Source organism: Haloarcula amylolytica JCM 13557, from assembly GCF_000336615.1.
Taxonomy (GTDB): domain Archaea; phylum Halobacteriota; class Halobacteria; order Halobacteriales; family Haloarculaceae; genus Haloarcula; species Haloarcula amylolytica.
This window is the reverse complement of sequence record NZ_AOLW01000046.1, coordinates 61591-77616: the sequence shown is the minus strand read 5'-3', so window position 1 is coordinate 77616 and position 16026 is coordinate 61591. Positions and strand designations below refer to the sequence as shown.

Below are 16026 nucleotides of genomic sequence, written 5' to 3'. Positions count from 1 at the left end.
GGCTGAGTGAGGCTACAGGCGAAGCTGCCGGGTTGTCGGCTTCATCCACACCCCTGAAGGGGTGGGCTTTCGCCTTGCTCCCGCTGTAATTACAGGTAGGCGGCGTCCCAGCGCATCGGCTTGCGAACGTTCCCGCAGTTGTCACATTCGATGCGGCCCATCGAGTCCATCGCGTTCGCCAGCGTCTCGCAGTTACTGCAGTAGTAACCGTAGCGGTCGCTGCCCTCCTCTGTGACGTGGACCACATGGAACGGCGCCATCGAGCCGGACTCGTGGTTGTTGTGGTCGACGTAGACCGTCCGGCCGTCATCAGTTACGGGTTCGCGACCGAGTTCGTCGGCGTCGGTGTAGAGGTTCTCGACGTAGGTCCGTCCGGCGATGTCGACTTCACCCGTGCCGGCGCGTTCGAAGCCGCGGTCCTCGTAGAAGCTGTTGCCCTCGACGTTGTCAGCCAACACGCGCCCCTGGAGTGTCTCGGCACCCCGGTCATGGAGTTCCCCGTGGGTCTCGTCGAACAACGCCGACCCAATCCCCTCGCCGCGGTATGCCGGGTCGACGTGCAGCCAGAGAATCGTCCCGATACTGTCGCCCGACAGGACGCTCTCGGAGAGGCCGACCACCTGCCCGTCCCGCTCACCGACGAGAATCAACCGATTACTCTCATCGGCAAGCACTTCCTCGATGCGCGCTTCGTCGTACCACTCCTCGATAGCGCTCGTAATCGCCTTCGGCCCCAGCGAATACGACGCCTCTAGTGAGCGACGCGCCACGTCACGGATAGCCGGCCGATCCGACGGCACTGCCTCCCTGATTTTCATATGCCACTAGTTGGCACGGAACATCATAAATCTACAGTTCAGTGTCAGAATTTGGGACACCCGTTGGGCTATTCATGCGAGGACACCGCGAATTGTGACCTCGACCGGCCTGTGGCTATCCTGTCCACTCGCTGGCGCGTCGTACGAGAATGCGGGCACTGTTCGTGCTCATGTCGGAGGGTACTTCGGGCGGATTCGAACCGCCGACACTTCGCGTCGCTCGTGACGTCCTTCGAATCCGCTGAGGATACCCGCTGCTCACGAAGTCGTTCGCAACAGGATAGTCCCGGGCGGATTCGAACCGCGAAGGCTCGAATACTCGCCTTCTGGGCTCGAACCGCCGAGGATATTTCGCGCTCACGGACTTGTTCGCGCGAAAATAGTCCCGGGCGGATTCGAACCGCCGTCAAGGGCTCCAAAGGCCCTTATGATTGGCCACTACACCACGGGACTGCGCTCACTACGTTCGCTTGACCCGTGAGAGTCGCAGAACCGTTCGGTTCTGCTCTCCACCACGGGACTGCACTCACTTTGTTCGCTCGTCCCGTGTACCTCGCAAATCAACAGGATTTGCTCACCGCCACGGGACTGCGCTCGCTATGAGCAAGCTAACCGTATTCGGTGTAATCGACGGAACGCACTTGAACGCTTCGAGAGCGGGCGGTCAGTCGCTGGTGACTTCAGCCTCGACTTCGAGCAGGCCACAGACGTCACCCTCGGGGTCGAAACAGTCCGGACACTGTGGTTTGCGGTCGATGATCGTATCGAGGCGATCAGCGACCGTTTCGTCGATGACGCCCTCCAGTTGTTTTGCCTCGGCCTGGAACTCCTCGACCTCTAGCACTTCGATGAGGAACCGCTCGATGATGCAGTAGTTCTGGAGCGCCTCGCGAGCCTGTGCGATGCCGTCGTCGGTGAGGTCGACACCCTTGTACTTCTCGTGGTTCAGCAGCCCTCGGTTTTCGAGTTTGCCGATCATCTCGTTGGCGCTGGCCGGACTGACATCGAGCATGTCGGCCACGTCGCCGGTGGATGCTGGACCGTCTTCTTGCTGTTGCGTGAGATAGATCGCTTTCAGATACTGGGCCTGCGTGTTCATTGATAGTCCTCCATCAGGTCGGTCACGTCTTCGACACCCTCTGCTTCGTCCTCGCGGATATCCGACAGCACGGCAAGCAGCCGCTCGCGGTCGATGGTGAATGTCACGTCGGACGCCTCGATGGCTTCGATGAGGTCGTCGTAGAACTTGTACGCCGTCTCCTCGTTACAGAGTTGGTCGTACAGCACGCCGTCGAAGTCCTTGTCGGCCTCGTACTGGGCCTCGACTAGCATCTCGATTTCCTCGAAGGGGACGGTGTCCGCTTCGAGGTCGTCGATGAGCGCCTCCAGTTGCCGGCGGTGCTCAGCCGACTCCGTCTCGGCGTGCGCGAGGAGGTCGAGCACCGCCTGTTCGTGCTCTCCGCTCGTTTCCTCGGCATGCTTGGCCGACCGTGCCTCGACGACCTCTTCGAGGACGATACCGATCTGTAGTAACCGGGCGAGCTGATGGTCGGATGCGACCGGCTGTGTGAGACTCACGGCAACACCCCCACTCGGCGCTGTGCTGCAGTCATACACGTAGTTCGGGGAGGCCCGGACTTAAGCGGTTCCCTGTCGTCGAGCCCGCGTTTCGCTCCGGTAGGGGACGTTCTCAATCTCCGCCCTGCCGAGCACTCGTATCAGGCGGACCGCCGCGCTACCGGCGCGAATGAAATGAGCGTAGACGACATCAGAGCAACGCTCTGATGGGCCCGCGTTTACAGCCCTACGGGCTATTCACGAAGACGCCGCGGGAGCAGAGTTCCCGCGAGCCTGTGCTCGCGTTACTCGCGCAGACACCGGGAGAGCAAAGCTCTCCCGAGACTTCGTTCGTAGCCTACCGGCTACTCACGAAGACGCTCGTAAATCAGCTGGTCGAGGTCCTCGCGGAGTTCGTCGACCTGCACTTCTTCGAGCACGGGGACGTAGAACCCTTCGACGAGCATGTTCTTCGCTCGCTCAGGGTCGACACCGCGGGAGGTCATGTAGAACATGTCCTCTTCGTCGACCTGCCCGACTGTCGCGGAGTGGGAGGCCTCGGTGTCGTGGTTGTTGATGATGAGCTTCGGCGACGCGTCGGCCTCGGAGTCGTCAGAGAGCATGAGCGTGTTCTCACGCTGGTACGACGACGTGTCCCAGGCCTCGCGACCGACGTCCTGAACGCCTTCGTACACCGAGCGGGCGTCGTCGTCGAGGACGCCGCGGGTGACGAGGTCGGCGATGGTGTGTTCGGCCTCGTGCCAGACACGCGACGCGATGTCGAAGTGCTGGTCCTCGTGGCCGAAGAACGCACCCAGAATCTGGGACTCGGAGGAGTCACCCAGCAGTCGGGTCTCGACGTTGGACTTGGTCAGGCGGGAGCCGATGTTGCCGTCGATCCAGTTGACCGTGGCGTAAGTGTCGGCGTGACCGCGCTTGACCTGGAAGTTGTAGGTCTCTTCCGAGAGGTTCTGGAGCGCGCCGTACTGGACGTAGGCGTTCTCCTCGGCGACGACCTCGACGATACCGGAGTAGTACTGGTCGTCCTCGACGGTCTCGCCGGTCTGCTGGCGCTCCAGAATCGTGACCGAGGAGGACTCCTCGGCGAGGACGAGCGTGTAGTTGAACAGCGACTGGCTGTTCATCGTCGTCCGGATCTTCACGTCCTCGGCGTCGACGCCCTCGGGGACGTAGACGACCGTTCCGGCAGAGAACAGGGCCGTCGACAGCGCAGTGAGGTAGTCCCGCTGCGGGTCGACGACGCTGCCGAAGTGCTCCTTGACGAGGTCCGCATGCTCGTCGAGCGCCTCGCTCCAGGACAGCACTTCGACGCCCTCTGCGTCGACGCGGTCCTTGTCCTGTGCGTAGTCGAGCGGGTCGACCAGCGACTCGTATTCGAGCGCGTCGAGGTTCGTCCACGTTCGACCCGGCGTCCGGATGACGTCCGGCATGTCGAGCTCGTCGAGCGCGGCAAGGGCGTCCTTGCGCGTCTCCAGCAGCCACTCGGGCTCGCCGAGATCCTCGGAAATCTGTTCCACCTGACTCTCTGACAGTGTGGCGTGTACCTGCGTGCTCATGGTTATCCGAGCGACCCCTCCATCTCCAGCTCAATGAGGCGGTTCAGCTCGACCGCGTACTCAATCGGCAGTTCTTCCGTGATCGGCTCGATGAAGCCGGCGACGATCATCTGCTTTGCGTCGTCGTCGTCCAGTCCGCGGGACTGTAGATAGAAGACGTCCTCGTCGCCGATCTTGCCGACGGTCGCCTCGTGGGCGACGTCGACCTTGGACTCCTTGATCTCCATGTACGGCATCGTGTCCGACGTGGACTCGTTGTCGAACATCAGCGCGTCACACTCGACGGAGGTCGAGGAATCCTCGGCACCGTCGGCGATGTGGACGAGACCCCGGTAGTTCGTGCGGCCGCCGTCCTTGCTGATGGACTTGGACTCGATGGTGGACTTCGTCTCGGGAGCGTTGTGGTAGACCTTCGCGCCCGTGTCGATGTCCTGGCCCTCGCCGGCGAAGGCGATGGTGATGTGGTTGTCCGTCGCGCCGGGCCCCTTGAGAACAGTGGAGGGGTACAGCATCGTGGCTTTCGAGCCCATGCTGCCGGAGACCCACTCCATCGTCCCGTCGGCCTCACAGATGGCGCGCTTGGTGTTGAGGTTGTACGTGTTCTTCGACCAGTTCTGGACGGTCGAGTACTGGACGTGTGCGTTCTCCTTGACGAACACTTCGACGCCGCCGGAGTGGAGGTTGAACTCGGAGTACTTCGGGGCGGAACAGCCCTCGATGTAGTGGACTTCGGAGTTCTCCTCGGCGATGATGAGCGTGTGCTCGAACTGGCCCATCCCGTCGGAGTTCATCCGGAAGTACGCCTGCACCGGCATGTCGACCGTGGTGTCCTCGGGGACGTAGACGAACGACCCGCCGGACCAGATGGCGCCGTGCAGCGCCGCGAACTTGTTGTCGCTCGGCGGCACGGCCTTGGTCATGAAGTACTCTTTCAGGATGTCTTCGTGCTCCTGGACGGCCTTGTCCATGTCACAGAAGATGACGCCCTTGTCTTCCCAGCGCTCCTGCATGTTCTGGTAGACGATCTCGGACTCGTACTGCGCGCCGACGCCCGAGAGGGCGTTCTTTTCGGCTTCTGGGATGCCGAGCTTGTCGAAGGTGTCCTGAATCTCTTCGGGGAGGTCGTTCCAGTCGTCGACCCCGCCGCGGGTCTCGATGTCGGGGCGGATGTACGGGACGATCTCGTCGACGTCGACCTCCGAGAGGTCGGGCGCGCCCGGCCAACCGGTCGGCATCGGCATTTCGTGGAACTGTTCGAGGGCGCGTAGACGCCGTTCGAGCATCCATTCCGGCTCGTTCTTGTCTTCGGAGATGACCCGGATGGTCTCCTCCGTGAGGCCCTTCTCGGCTTCGAAGGCGGACTTCTCCTCTTTCTTGAACTCGAAGCGCTTCTCCGTGTCGGTTTCTTTGAGGTGGTCTTGATCTGAACTCATAGTGTGTGTAGTGTTATCGCTGTGTACGGAAGGGCGTTACGCGGCCTCGTAGGCTTCCTCTCGGACCCAGTCGTACCCCTCGTCTTCGAGCTTTTCGGCGAGTTCGGCGCCACCGGAGGTGGCGATCTGGCCGTTGAGCATTACGTGGACGTGGTCGGGTTCGACGTAGTCGAGGATGCGCTGGTAGTGTGTGATCTGGAGGATGCCCGCGCCCTGCTCGTCACGGAGCGCATTGATGCCGTTGGAGACGTCCTGCAGTCGGTCGATGTCCAGCCCGGAGTCGATCTCGTCGAGCACGGCGATCGAGGGCTCGAGGATCGCGGCCTGGAGGACTTCGTTCTGCTTCTTCTCGCCGCCCGAGAAGCCAGCGTTGAGATACCGGGACGCGAACTTCTCGTCCATGTCCAACTGCTCCATCTTCTCCTGGAGGATCTCCTGGAACTCGGCGACGCCGATTTCGCCCTCTTCGACGTTGCCCTCCATCGGGGAGGTGTCGTAGCCAGCGGCGTCCTCGTTGGTGTCGCCGCCCTCGGCTTCGACTTCTTCCTCGTCGTCGTCCTCGAAGAGCTCCTCGCGCTCTTCGAGCTTGGCGTTGAGCGCGGTGCGGAGGAAGTTCACCATCGTGACGCCTTCGATCTCGGCCGGGTACTGGAAGCCGAGGAAGATGCCGAGCGCGGCGCGCTCGTTCGGTTCGAGGTCGAGCAGATTCCAGGTTCGGAGATCCTCCGGGATCTCCTCGTCACCGAACTCGTTCTCGTCGAGGTGGATGAGCACTTCGCCGTCGGTTACCTCGTAGGCGGGGTGGCCGGCGATGATCTTCGCCGTCGTCGACTTCCCCGAGCCGTTGGGACCCATCAGCGCGTGGATCTCACCGGACTCGACTTCGAGGTCGACACCGCGGAGAATCGTCTCACCGTCCTCTTCTGCGACTTCTGCGTGGAGATTGTTGATTTCGAGTTTAGCCATAGGTATCTCTTAGGTCAACCGAAAGAAGGTACGTTTCACCCATGAAGCTTTCGCATTGCTGTGAACTCAACTTCTGCATATGAAAACAATATTTCTCGCAGAGATAACTACCCGTATTCTGTGGGTTACATGAAGCTGCCGAGTCCCGTCTGTTCCTGCCCGGATTTGACCTCCTCCCAGGAGATGTCCATCGCCTCCAGAATTCGGGCAATCGGGCCTTTCAGCGTCTTGTCGAGCATCTTGTCCCAGTCGATTTCGAACTCCTCGGGGATCTGGTCCGCGTACTCGAAGCAGATCACGTCGGGGTCCCGTCGGAACTCGCCGTACAGCGGGTCCCGCTGGGGGTCCAGGCCTTCCTCCTCCTCGATGCGCTGGAAGAAATCGGAGTGGACCCGGTCGAGGTACAGCCGCTTGGGTTTCGAGCCGCTCTGGAAGTTCGTCCCCAGCAGGAGGTTGGCGTACTTCGCGCCCCGGACCTGCGCGGTGTCGGTGTCGTAGTTGTCGAGTTTCTTCCCGATGCCACCGGGAATACCCACGTCGTCGTAGTCGACGTTCCCGGCCTGGTAGTCCTCGATAACATCGCTGACATACTGCTTGATGGACTCGGCGTCCTCACCGCGGACGATGCGGTCGATGACCTCCTTCTGGACCCGTTTCGTGATGGGGGCGATATCCGAGCGCTGGTACTCGAAGCCCGTGATGTCGATGTCGTCGACGTGCTTACCTTCCTTCCAGACGATGTTGCCCGCGTAGCGCTTCTTTTTGCCGGCCTGGAAGAACCGGCGGTAGAGCTTCTCGAACTCGATCTCGAAGCGGTGGAACTCGGCGTTGAGCTGCTCCATCGCGAACTCGTCGTAGGACGCGTTAATGGTTTCCTCCAGCTCGAACCCTTTCTGAATGGTCGTCGCGATGAGTTCGAGCTCGTCGTCGTCCATCTCGGGGTGCTTCTCGCGCATCTCGTCGGTGATTTCGACGTCGCCCTCGACGTCGTCGGGACCGACATTGCCAAGTTGTAGCATGACGGAGTCGGTGTCCCCGTAGACGACCTCGTACCCTTCGTTTGCGACGACTTCGTCGGTGTAGTCGATGACCTCGCGACCGGTGGCGGTGACCGCCGCGCCCATTTCCTTGTCGTAGAGGCGGAACCGGTCCCAGCCCAGAACGCCGTAGAGAGAGTTCCCCACGTTCTGGAATTTCCCGTTCCGGCCCGCTATCAGGGTATTATTGTCTTTGACCGTTACGCAGTATACACCATTTCCGGCGGTACTCTCCGAGCCATCCCTATGCATTCGGAACGAGTTCTTTGCATCTTCAGTACAGTAGATACGCCAGACTGCCCCATCACGATTATAACTAGCTGTAAGTCCGAGATGTGTACAGAGACGCAATATATCATCGCGCAGTTGCTGACTAATTGTTGAAAAGCGCCATGCATTCTTCTGCCAATCACCGTCACCCTGTATCAGCGTTTCCAAGAACTGCTGTTTTTGACTTTCAGAAGCTTCGAACACAAGCTCTGGAATCCGTTTGCTGTCACTTCCGCTGCCACAAAGCTCAGTAAGCAACTCAGCCCAGATACGACTGGAAAAGCTCACAGAACGTTCGTCGGTATACCAATACTCAACGAATTGATCTACGAGAGTCTCTATCTTTTCACGGCGACCCGTATGTTCTTGTGCGATATTAATACGGTAGTTCGAAGTCTTCGATTCGTAGACACTACCCTCAGTGATGTACCACGCTAAGAATTCCAGAAAGTCGTTTGTAGAAACTTTCCGTGAGATATTCGGAGTTCCGTATTTTGCGGCAGCCATCGTCCCGCCATCGGACAAGGTGATTCCAGTTTCAGTGTATTCCCTAGCCAATTGGACGATATCAATGGTCTCACCAAATCGGTCCCTGTGCTGGAAGTCCCAGTCATGCGGCATCTCGTAGTTACAGTAGTCGTATAGGTCCCCTGCCTCTTTGAATTTCCATCCGTCTTCGGTGATTCCATTTTTATCGTTCTTCCGGACGAGCATCCGGTGGTTCGGCGTCACGCGGAAGTCCATCTTGCTCGTCTCTATATCCACGAGGTCGCCGCGGTAGTCCGGATACGACTGTGTCTCGACCACCGGTTTGACCTCCATCTCCTCCGTCTCGGGGTCCAGCGAATACACCTCGTCGCCGATTTCGAGGTCACGGATGTTGCGGACCCCCTCGGGCGTCAGCACGTCCGTGTCCGGCGTGAAGCAGTTCATAATCACCTTCACTGCCGCTTGCTGCCTGTCAAAGCGCTCGTACTCCGGATTGTCGGGGTCGAAGCTGTTCCGCTCGGCCTTCTTCTCTTCTCGTTCTGACAGGAGTTCGTCGACCATCTCCCGGATGACGCCGTCCGGTTCCTTCCGGAAGTGGGTGCCGTTGGGCGCGCGGTAGGTGTCGCCGTCGTAGGTATCGGGGTCGACCTTCGTCTCCGGGCTGGCATTCGTGGTGACCATACACATCGGGTACAGCGACTTCAGGTCCAGCACGGTGACGTTCTCGCGGACGCCGGTGATGGGGTCGAAGACGGCGCCACCCTCGTAGTCCTCGCTCTCCTGTTGGCCCTTCGAGGGCAGCGCGAACTCGCCGTGGAGCTTGTGGAGGACGTACATGTCGACGGCGTCGCCGGGCGTCGTCGCGTCCTCCAGTTTGCAGCCGACGAAGGTGCGGACCTCGTCCCAGAAGTCGATGATGTCCTGTTCGCGGTCGAGTTCGACACACAGTTCGACGTCCCGGAGGTTGTACTCCAGTAGCTGCTCGGGGTCCTGTTCCCAGAGGTCGCCGATGTCGCCTGTGTAGCGCTCCTTGCCGACGCCGAGTTCCTGTTCGCCGACGGCGTCGAGCCGGTAGGATTCGAGTTCGGTGAACTGGGTGCGCTTGTAGGCATAGAGGAGGTCGAAGACGACACGGCCCTTGATGTCCGGGCCGCCCCAGCCCGAGCGCCAGACCTCGTCGACCCGCGAGAGGCGGTCTATCCGGAGGTCGTAGTCGTGGTTGTAGCTCTGGAGTTCCTCCAGGCGATCGAGGAAGTACGGCGCGTCGAAGTCGTCGAAGTTCCAGCCCGTCAGCACGTCCGGGTCGGTGTCGACAATGTAGTCGACAAACGCCTCCAGCATGGCCTCCTCCTCGTCGAAGACGCGCACGTCGGCCTCGAAGTCCTCGCGAATCGGGTCGTAGCCGGCCAGCGCCTCGGGGCCGTTGATACCGTCGGGGGACTCGTATAGCCAGACGACGTACTCGTCGCGGTAGGAGTCGTGGGAGGTGAGACAGATAATCGGCTCCTCGCCGTCCTCCGGGAAGCCGTGGCGGTCGTCGACCTCGATGTCGAAGGTGTTGACCCGCGGGTCGGCGTGGGCCTCGACCGGCCGAATCTCCTCGTGGTGGACTTTCAGGCTGTCGTCGTCGAGTTCGCGGGCGGGGACGCGAACGCCGCTCGTGATGTCCTTGTCGATGAGCAGGCGGTTGGGAAAGAGGATGTCCGCCTCGTAGTGGTCGAAGTCGTCACGGATCTGGCCCACGTCGCGGGGCGTCTGACCGAATATCTTCGTCAGGCGCTCGCCCCGGATCGACTCGTAGGGCTCGCCGTCCTCGTCGGCTTCCTCCCAGCCGGTGATGCTGTCGTACTGGCGGAGTTCGTCCTCGGTGACGCTGTCGGTCGGTGCGTAGAAGTACGGCTTGAAATCGAAGACCCGCGCGTGGATCGGTTCGTTGTCGTCGGTGCGCCCGAAGACGTGGACGACCGGGAACTCGTCGTCGCCCTGCCCCTCGATGGTGTAATCGACCTGCGTGACGACGAACTCGACGGTTTCCTCGACCGGCGGGAACTGGCGCTCGTCGAGGTCGACGACGCTCGTCCCGCCGGTATCGCTCCCACCGTTGCCCGCGATAGCTGCCGCTTCGTCGGCGACCGGGCGGTCCTCCTCCGCGTCTTGCTCGAAGTCCCCCAGCGTGCCCTGGGTCCCGTCACTCATTCTTGGCCATGCTTCGAGATGCCGCATAAAAACACCGACGGTCGGCGGGATGTTGCCACAGGCAGAAAGTATATGCCATCGAGTACCATACCCAAGTTTGACGACCAATGTCGCACCACGCATCCCCCCACGGCGAGGCGGATAGGTCCGAAGAACTGCGGTCGGAGCCGGCGCTCCCGGACGCCATCCAGACGACCGAGACCTACGAGACCGAGGAGGGGACAGTGTTTTACGACGCCGAGAACCCTCTCGCGTGGCTGCAGACTGACACGGCGCTCACCTTACAGGAGATCGCCTGACACAGAGTCCTTTTATTTGCCGGCCGACGTAATGAGACTGTGATGGATATCCCCGGCGATGACGAGCACAACCAGAGCCCGGGGGTTCTCTCGGAAAAGAGCGAGTACGAACCCGCTGAGTTCGACCCGGAGAGCCTCGGCCCGGACGTACCCTCGCCGTCAGACAGCGATTACGACGGCGAGGCCACGGGGCTGTTCGTCAGGCTCGTTATCGTGTTCAACGTCGCACTGCTGGCCCTCTCGCTCGGGCCGATGCTGGCCTACTTCGAGGGGCAGGTCGACCTCGGGATTCGTATCTTCCTCGTGGGCGTCATCGCTTTCAGCTACGGGACGTTCCGGTACGTGAAGTTCGAGCGGGAGCGCAAATCGGACGACGAAGAGGGCGAAACAGCCGAGACAACGGATACCCAGCCTGACAGCGCGGAGTCAGGCGACCACAACGGCTAACCGGCCCGGTCGGCTACGAACGGCCATATGCGTACTGTGCGGGACGACGACGGCACGCGGTACTTATTGCTAAAGGAGTCTACCGAGTCGAGTCTGGTCCGGGACCCCGAAACCGGCGAGCAGCGCCACGTCCCGAACGCCGATCTCGAACCCGTCGATGGTGAATCGCCCTTAGCAACGGCCGCCGAGGCCGTTCCCGGCGCAACCCGCCAAGTCATTACAGCGGCCCACGACGAGCGTGCCCTGGGCCTGCTCGTCGAACTCGACGAGCGCGGGCCGCTCTCCGTGGCGGAACTGCTCTCGGCCTACGACCTCTGTGAGAGCGACCTCCACGGCCTGCTGGCCGAGTTCCGCGCCGCCGGCCTGCTTACCGAAGCGGAAGTCCACGGGCATCGAGGCTACGACACAACTGAGACTGCCAGCGACGGGCTCGCTCAGCTTCGGGACTGAGGGCACGCCACACCGCACCAGGCTCAGGCCAACTCTGCGACCGTCGCTTCGACCTGCTCGACCCGCGAGCGGTTGGTCGTGGCGTCCTTCTCGACGCGAACGAGGTCGTCGGCCGCGCCGACCAGTTCTTCGTCGTGGCTAACCACGAGAATCTGCTCGACGCCGACCTCGTCGCGCATGTACTCCACGAGGTCGAGCAGTTGCGTGACGTGGCCAGAATCCAGGAACACCGTCGGCTCGTCGAGGATGAGCGGCGGCATCGGCGCGGCCCCGTCGATGCCCTCCGCGAGCAGGCGGTAGATAGCACACCGGAGGCTGAGATTGAACAGCGCCCGCTCGCCGCCGGAGAGCTGTTCGGGCTCCAGGGGCTCGCCGTCCTTCTGGTACACCGTGAGCTGGTACTGCCCGTCGAGTTCGATGTGGGAGTACGAATCGTTCTGGTACACCAAGTCGAACGTCTGATTGAGCATCCGTTCGAGCGTCTCGACGTTGCGCTGGCGCAGTTCCGCCCGGAGCGCCCCGTACATCTCCTGAAGCTCCTCTGTCTCCTCGTACAGCGTGTCCAGTTTTTCGAGGGTCGCTTCGAGGTCTTCACGACGCTCCCGTAGCGACTCCAGCTCCTCGATTTCGTTCGTGACACCACCGATGGCGTTTTGCAGTTCGTCGCGCTGCTCGCGTTTCTCCGCCAGCGTCTCCTCGGCCTGTTCGATGTACTTTTTCGCGCGCTGCTTCTCGCTTCGAGCCTCTTCGATACGCTCCTCGTCGAACGACTCCGCGAGGTCCTGCTTGCGCTCGCGCTTCTCCGCGAGCTGTTCGCGGCGCTGGTCGTTCAGTTCGGCTTGCTGACTGCGCTTCTCGCGCAGGCGCTCGATGTCGTCGTCGCAGTCGTCGATGTTCCCAAGGAGGTCTTCGACCCGCTCCAGATGCTCGATTGACTGCTTGACCTGCTGGCGCTCCTGATTGCACTCGGCGACGACCGAGCGGCAGTCTTCCGCCTGCTCGCGGGCTTCGGCGGCTTTCTCGCGTTTCGTCTCGGCCTCGGACTCGTGGTCCGCTGCTTCCTTGCGGAGCGTCTCGATGCGCTCCTGATCCGCGTCCAGCCCGTTCTCCTTCTCCTCGACTAGTTGGACGATGTTCGAGCGGTTGTTCGCAAGCGTCGCCAGTTCGTCTGCGGTCTCGACCAGCTCTCTCGCCGTCTCGTGTTCCGATTCCAGTTCCGCGACCGTCTCGCGGGCGTCCGAAAGCGTCGCCTCCAGCTCCGATATCCGCTCGCGGTCGTCCTCGATGGAGGCGACGTGTGGCGACTCGGCCACGTCCTGCCCGCACTCGGGGCACTTGCCGGCCTCCAGCAGCGCCTCGGCTTCTTCGAGTGACTCCCGCTCGTTCTTTAGCTTCGTCTCCAGCTCGGTCACTCGCTGACGGGCGTCCTCAAGGTCGCTGGCGACGGATTCCTTGTGCGCGTCCGCTCCGTCGCGGTCGGTCGGCGCGTCCTCGAATCTGGCTTCGAGGTCGGCGATCTGGTCGTCGATGTCGCTGATCTGTTCGCGGCGCTCGGCGATGGTCTCCCGCGCCGCTTCGAGATCGGCTTCGAGTTCGTCGGCTTCCTCGCGTTTGTCCTCGGCCCGGGATTCGAGGTCCGCGGCGCTCTCGGCCAGCGCGTCGGCCGTGCTGCTGTGTTCTTTCGCGTCGACGCGCTGATCCTCGATCCGGCTCTGCAGGTCGTCGTCGCGGGACTGCAGTTCGTCGAGCCGTGCGTCGACGGTGTCCGGGTCCGGCTCTGCGCTGTCGAGGTCGATTTCGGCCACCGTTTCCGAGAGGTCCTCCCGCAGCGACTCCCGGCGGTCCTGCAGGTCGCTGATCTGCTCTTTGAGCTCGGTACGTTCCGTCTCCGTCTCGGTGATGGTCGTCTCTAACTCCTCGATGTCGGCTTCGAGGGTCGACAGCTCCTCGCGTTTCTCCTCGTACTCTTCCAGTACGGACTCGGCCTGCGTGAGCGTCTCCTCGGCGGTGACCTTCTGGTCCTCGATGTGTTCGATTTCGACCTGTAGATTGGACTCCTTCGTTTCCAAACTGTTCAGGCGCTCGTGGAGCTCTTTCTCCTCTTTCTCTTGAATCTGCTCGTCGAGTTGTGAGAGTGCCCCCTGTTTGTCATCGCGCACGCGGCCGACGCCGACACGGGCGTCGCTGGCCCGCTCCCGGTACTCCTCCAGTTTCCCCAGTTGCAGGAGGTCATCGAGCATGTCCTGCCGGTCGCCCGGCGAGGCGTTGATGAGCTTGTTCACCTCGCCCTGGCGGACGTAGGCGCAGTTGACGAACGCCTCGCTGTCCATCCGAAGGAGTTCCGTAATGCGTCGGCGCACGTCACGCGCCCCTTCGTAGTTGCCTTCGGGCGTCTCAAGCACGCATTTGGCCGTTGTCGGTTGTGCCCCGGTCGCACGCACCCGGCGAGTGAGGTGGTAGTCGCCACCGGCGTGGGAGAACCACAGTTCGACGGTACAGTCATCGGCCCCGATAGTGACCACATCACCGAGATTCTCGTCCAGCGCCTTCGAGCCGTACAGCGCGAAGAAACAGGCCTCAAGCAGGGAGGACTTTCCGCTCCCATTGAGTCCGTGGATGACGGTCACGCCGCTGTCCAGTCGCAGGTCTGCATCGTCGTAGCACTTGAAATTAGATAGCTTGACGCGTTGGAATTTCATTGTCGACCCTCCATTACAGGAACTCCTCGACGCTCGCCTGACTCTCGGTGTCCGTGCCGTCGGCTTCGTTCACCGCCGCTCCGTCGTCAGTGTCGTCCTCGTCCGTGCCTGCGTTGGCTTCCGTTTCGGGCGCTCCGTCGCTCGTGGCCGCCCCCGTATCGGCTGCGAGGGCGTCCGAACCCTCGGAGAGCAGTTCACGAACGTGTCGTTCGACCTCGTCTTTGACGTTCGCATCGGCGACCTTCGAGGCGCGAATCGTCTCGTCGATGTCGTAGGCGGCCTCGCTCAGGCCGAGGTCGCGGACGCGCTCTGTGACGGCGTCGTCGGGGTCGGCGAAGCTGATATCCGTTTCGTGGTCCTCGGCCGTGATTTCCCGGTGGTCGGTGACGCGAGCCACGAGTGCCCCTCGGTCAAGTGCGAACGATTCGACGCTGGCTGGGGTCACTGGGTCGCCGTCGCCACTGATCGAGACGATGACGACGGCGTCCTCCAGGTCGTGCTGGCCGACGCGACTCCGAACCCGTTCGACGCCCTCCTCGGGCCCGAGATCCACGTCGACGAAGACGAACTCGCGGGTGTCGAGGCCGCGGCGGGTGATACGGACCTCGTCGTCGAAGGTGACGATGTTGTAGCCGCGGTCCTCTCGCTCGCTCGCGCTCGCGCGCTCGGTCGATCCACAGTATGTGACCCAGGTGTCCTCGATTTGCTGTTTACCGGGGTCGTGGTTGTCGCCGAGCAACATCGCGTCGAAGGTCACCGACGACTCGGTCAGAATTTGTTCGGCATCCCAGTCGCCGTAGTCGAAGGGCTGGAACAGGCCGTGAGTGACCAGTGCGGCGCTGTCGGCGTCGTGGGAGGCGAAGTCGTAGTCGAGGTCCTCGCGCTGTGACCGGGGCACGAAATCGAGCCCGTAGAAGGCGGTGTCGCCGATGACGGTCGGCTCGTCGTCGAGCCGCGTCGCCAGACCGAGTGACTCGTACAGGTCGAGCCACTGGGCGTCGCGTTTTGCCTCGTGGTTACCCACAACGGCAAGAAACGGAATACCGGCTTCGGAGAGTTCTTCGAGAACGGTCAGCGTGCCCATGATATCAGCCAGCGCCGGGCGGCGGTCGTGGAACAGGTCACCGGCGTGGACGACGGCGTCCGCGTCGTCCGCGATGGCGTCTCGGACCACCTGCCGGAACGCATCGAGGAAGTCGTCCCGTCGGTCGGGGACGTTGTACTGCTGATACCCGACGTGGGTATCGCCGGTGTGTATCACCCGTGTCATTTGCCCACCTGTAAGCCAGCGCCACCTAAAGGGGTATCGTGACCGCAGTGAAAGTGGTCGACCACGATGCGGTCGGCCCGGTGGCTACGACCCATCGCTGGGCCCCGCCGCGGCGTCGCGGTATCGCCGGAACGCTCGCAGAGTCGCCCGCCCCTCGTCGGCCAGCCCGCTCACTTCGTGTTCGGCCTGTGCGACGGCCGCTTCGAGTCGCCCGACGCCGAACGTCTCGACGAAGGCGACCGCCTCGTCTAAGTCGTCGGTCGCCTCGGTCGCTCGCTCGATGACTGTCCGGTAGTCGGCGTCGCCGCCTGTATCGCGGGTGCCAATCCGGCCTGTGCTACAGCCGTCCTCTCCGTCGGCTACTCGCAACGCTCCGCCTCCGTCGTCGCTGTTGTCGCCCTCCCCGTCAGCGAGTGCCGTGAGTGCCGCTTTCACCTGGTCGCTATCGGCCATAGAACGGCGTGGCCACGGCATCCGAAATAAACGTTTGCTGGCTCCGGGTCAGTTGATGGCACGTT

13 protein-coding genes and 1 tRNA gene are annotated in these 16026 nt (G+C 62.1%); 3 read left to right on the top strand and 11 right to left on the bottom strand.

Going from position 1 to position 16026, the window contains the following annotated elements:
* Nucleotides 1-89: 89 nt before the first annotated feature.
* The 8 genes from C442_RS16490 to C442_RS16455 all read right to left on the bottom strand — a co-directional run bounded on the left by C442_RS16490 (nucleotide 90) and on the right by C442_RS16455 (nucleotide 10343).
* A complete protein-coding gene (locus tag C442_RS16490; protein ID WP_008312445.1) occupies nucleotides 90-818 on the bottom strand; it encodes a GNAT family N-acetyltransferase in 729 nt (242 codons plus the stop codon).
* Nucleotides 819-1198: 380 nt separating this feature from the next.
* A tRNA-Gln gene (locus C442_RS16485) sits at nucleotides 1199-1271 on the bottom strand.
* A 211-nt stretch (nucleotides 1272-1482) separates the two neighbouring features.
* Nucleotides 1483-1917: a metal-dependent transcriptional regulator gene (locus C442_RS16480; protein WP_008312443.1), complete on the bottom strand. Its 435-nt coding sequence runs from the start codon at nucleotides 1915-1917 to the stop codon at nucleotides 1483-1485.
* Nucleotides 1914-2396 (bottom strand): hypothetical protein, encoded by a 483-nt coding sequence (locus C442_RS16475; RefSeq protein WP_008312442.1) that lies wholly within the window; start codon nucleotides 2394-2396, stop codon nucleotides 1914-1916. Before C442_RS16475 ends, C442_RS16480 begins: the two co-directional genes overlap by 4 nt.
* Before the next feature lie 344 nt (nucleotides 2397-2740).
* Nucleotides 2741-3952: a Fe-S cluster assembly protein SufD gene (gene sufD / locus C442_RS16470; protein WP_008312441.1), complete on the bottom strand. Its 1212-nt coding sequence runs from the start codon at nucleotides 3950-3952 to the stop codon at nucleotides 2741-2743.
* 2 nt (nucleotides 3953-3954) lie between these two features.
* Nucleotides 3955-5385 carry a Fe-S cluster assembly protein SufB gene (sufB, locus tag C442_RS16465; protein WP_008312440.1) on the bottom strand — a complete coding sequence of 477 codons (1431 nt, stop codon included), beginning with the start codon at nucleotides 5383-5385 and terminating at the stop codon, nucleotides 3955-3957.
* Nucleotides 5386-5421: 36 nt separating this feature from the next.
* The gene (locus C442_RS16460) at nucleotides 5422-6351 is read right to left on the bottom strand and encodes an ABC transporter ATP-binding protein (protein ID WP_008312439.1); all 930 of its coding nucleotides are present in this window, start codon (nucleotides 6349-6351) and stop codon (nucleotides 5422-5424) included.
* Between the two features lie 125 nt (nucleotides 6352-6476).
* On the bottom strand, nucleotides 6477-10343 hold the full coding sequence (locus tag C442_RS16455) for a DNA polymerase domain-containing protein (RefSeq protein ID WP_008312438.1): 3867 nt from the start codon (nucleotides 10341-10343) through the stop codon (nucleotides 6477-6479).
* Between the two features lie 107 nt (nucleotides 10344-10450).
* Between C442_RS16455 and C442_RS16450 the strand changes: the two genes are divergently transcribed.
* Genes C442_RS16450 through C442_RS16440 form a run of 3 tightly spaced genes read left to right on the top strand, consistent with a single transcriptional unit; the run spans nucleotide 10451 to nucleotide 11539 of the window.
* Complete coding sequence (locus C442_RS16450; protein WP_004517169.1) at nucleotides 10451-10642, top strand: DUF7331 family protein; 192 nt, start codon at nucleotides 10451-10453, stop codon at nucleotides 10640-10642.
* Between the two features lie 42 nt (nucleotides 10643-10684).
* A complete protein-coding gene (locus tag C442_RS16445; RefSeq protein ID WP_008312437.1) occupies nucleotides 10685-11089 on the top strand; it encodes a DUF7322 domain-containing protein in 405 nt (134 codons plus the stop codon).
* A 27-nt stretch (nucleotides 11090-11116) separates the two neighbouring features.
* Nucleotides 11117-11539: a DUF7346 family protein gene (locus C442_RS16440; RefSeq protein ID WP_008312436.1), complete on the top strand. Its 423-nt coding sequence runs from the start codon at nucleotides 11117-11119 to the stop codon at nucleotides 11537-11539.
* 23 nt (nucleotides 11540-11562) lie between these two features.
* Here the strand turns inward: C442_RS16440 and rad50 are convergent, their stop codons facing one another.
* The 3 genes from rad50 to C442_RS16425 form a co-directional block, all read right to left on the bottom strand.
* Nucleotides 11563-14238, bottom strand: coding sequence for a DNA double-strand break repair ATPase Rad50 (rad50, locus tag C442_RS16435; protein ID WP_008312434.1), 2676 nt, complete (start codon nucleotides 14236-14238; stop codon nucleotides 11563-11565).
* A gap of 13 nt (nucleotides 14239-14251) precedes the next feature.
* Nucleotides 14252-15508 (bottom strand): DNA double-strand break repair protein Mre11, encoded by a 1257-nt coding sequence (gene mre11 / locus C442_RS16430; RefSeq protein ID WP_008312432.1) that lies wholly within the window; start codon nucleotides 15506-15508, stop codon nucleotides 14252-14254.
* An 84-nt stretch (nucleotides 15509-15592) separates the two neighbouring features.
* Nucleotides 15593-15961: a hypothetical protein gene (locus C442_RS16425; RefSeq protein ID WP_008312429.1), complete on the bottom strand. Its 369-nt coding sequence runs from the start codon at nucleotides 15959-15961 to the stop codon at nucleotides 15593-15595.
* Between the last annotated feature and the right edge of the window lie 65 nt (nucleotides 15962-16026).

What these genes read in the sequence shown, in the direction of transcription:
- C442_RS16490 (WP_008312445.1), bottom strand. Translation starts at nt 818, where the DNA reads ATGAAAATCAGGGAGGCAGTGCCGTCGGATCGGCCGGCTATCCGTGAC.
- C442_RS16480 (WP_008312443.1), bottom strand. Translation starts at nt 1,917, where the DNA reads ATGAACACGCAGGCCCAGTATCTGAAAGCGATCTATCTCACGCAACAG.
- sufD (WP_008312441.1), bottom strand. Translation starts at nt 3,952, where the DNA reads ATGAGCACGCAGGTACACGCCACACTGTCAGAGAGTCAGGTGGAACAG.
- sufB (WP_008312440.1), bottom strand. Translation starts at nt 5,385, where the DNA reads ATGAGTTCAGATCAAGACCACCTCAAAGAAACCGACACGGAGAAGCGC.
- C442_RS16460 (WP_008312439.1), bottom strand. Translation starts at nt 6,351, where the DNA reads ATGGCTAAACTCGAAATCAACAATCTCCACGCAGAAGTCGCAGAAGAG.
- C442_RS16455 (WP_008312438.1), bottom strand. Translation starts at nt 10,343, where the DNA reads ATGAGTGACGGGACCCAGGGCACGCTGGGGGACTTCGAGCAAGACGCG.
- C442_RS16450 (WP_004517169.1), top strand. Translation starts at nt 10,451, where the DNA reads ATGTCGCACCACGCATCCCCCCACGGCGAGGCGGATAGGTCCGAAGAA.
- C442_RS16445 (WP_008312437.1), top strand. Translation starts at nt 10,685, where the DNA reads ATGGATATCCCCGGCGATGACGAGCACAACCAGAGCCCGGGGGTTCTC.
- C442_RS16440 (WP_008312436.1), top strand. Translation starts at nt 11,117, where the DNA reads ATGCGTACTGTGCGGGACGACGACGGCACGCGGTACTTATTGCTAAAG.
- rad50 (WP_008312434.1), bottom strand. Translation starts at nt 14,238, where the DNA reads ATGAAATTCCAACGCGTCAAGCTATCTAATTTCAAGTGCTACGACGAT.
- mre11 (WP_008312432.1), bottom strand. Translation starts at nt 15,508, where the DNA reads ATGACACGGGTGATACACACCGGCGATACCCACGTCGGGTATCAGCAG.
- C442_RS16425 (WP_008312429.1), bottom strand. Translation starts at nt 15,961, where the DNA reads ATGGCCGATAGCGACCAGGTGAAAGCGGCACTCACGGCACTCGCTGAC.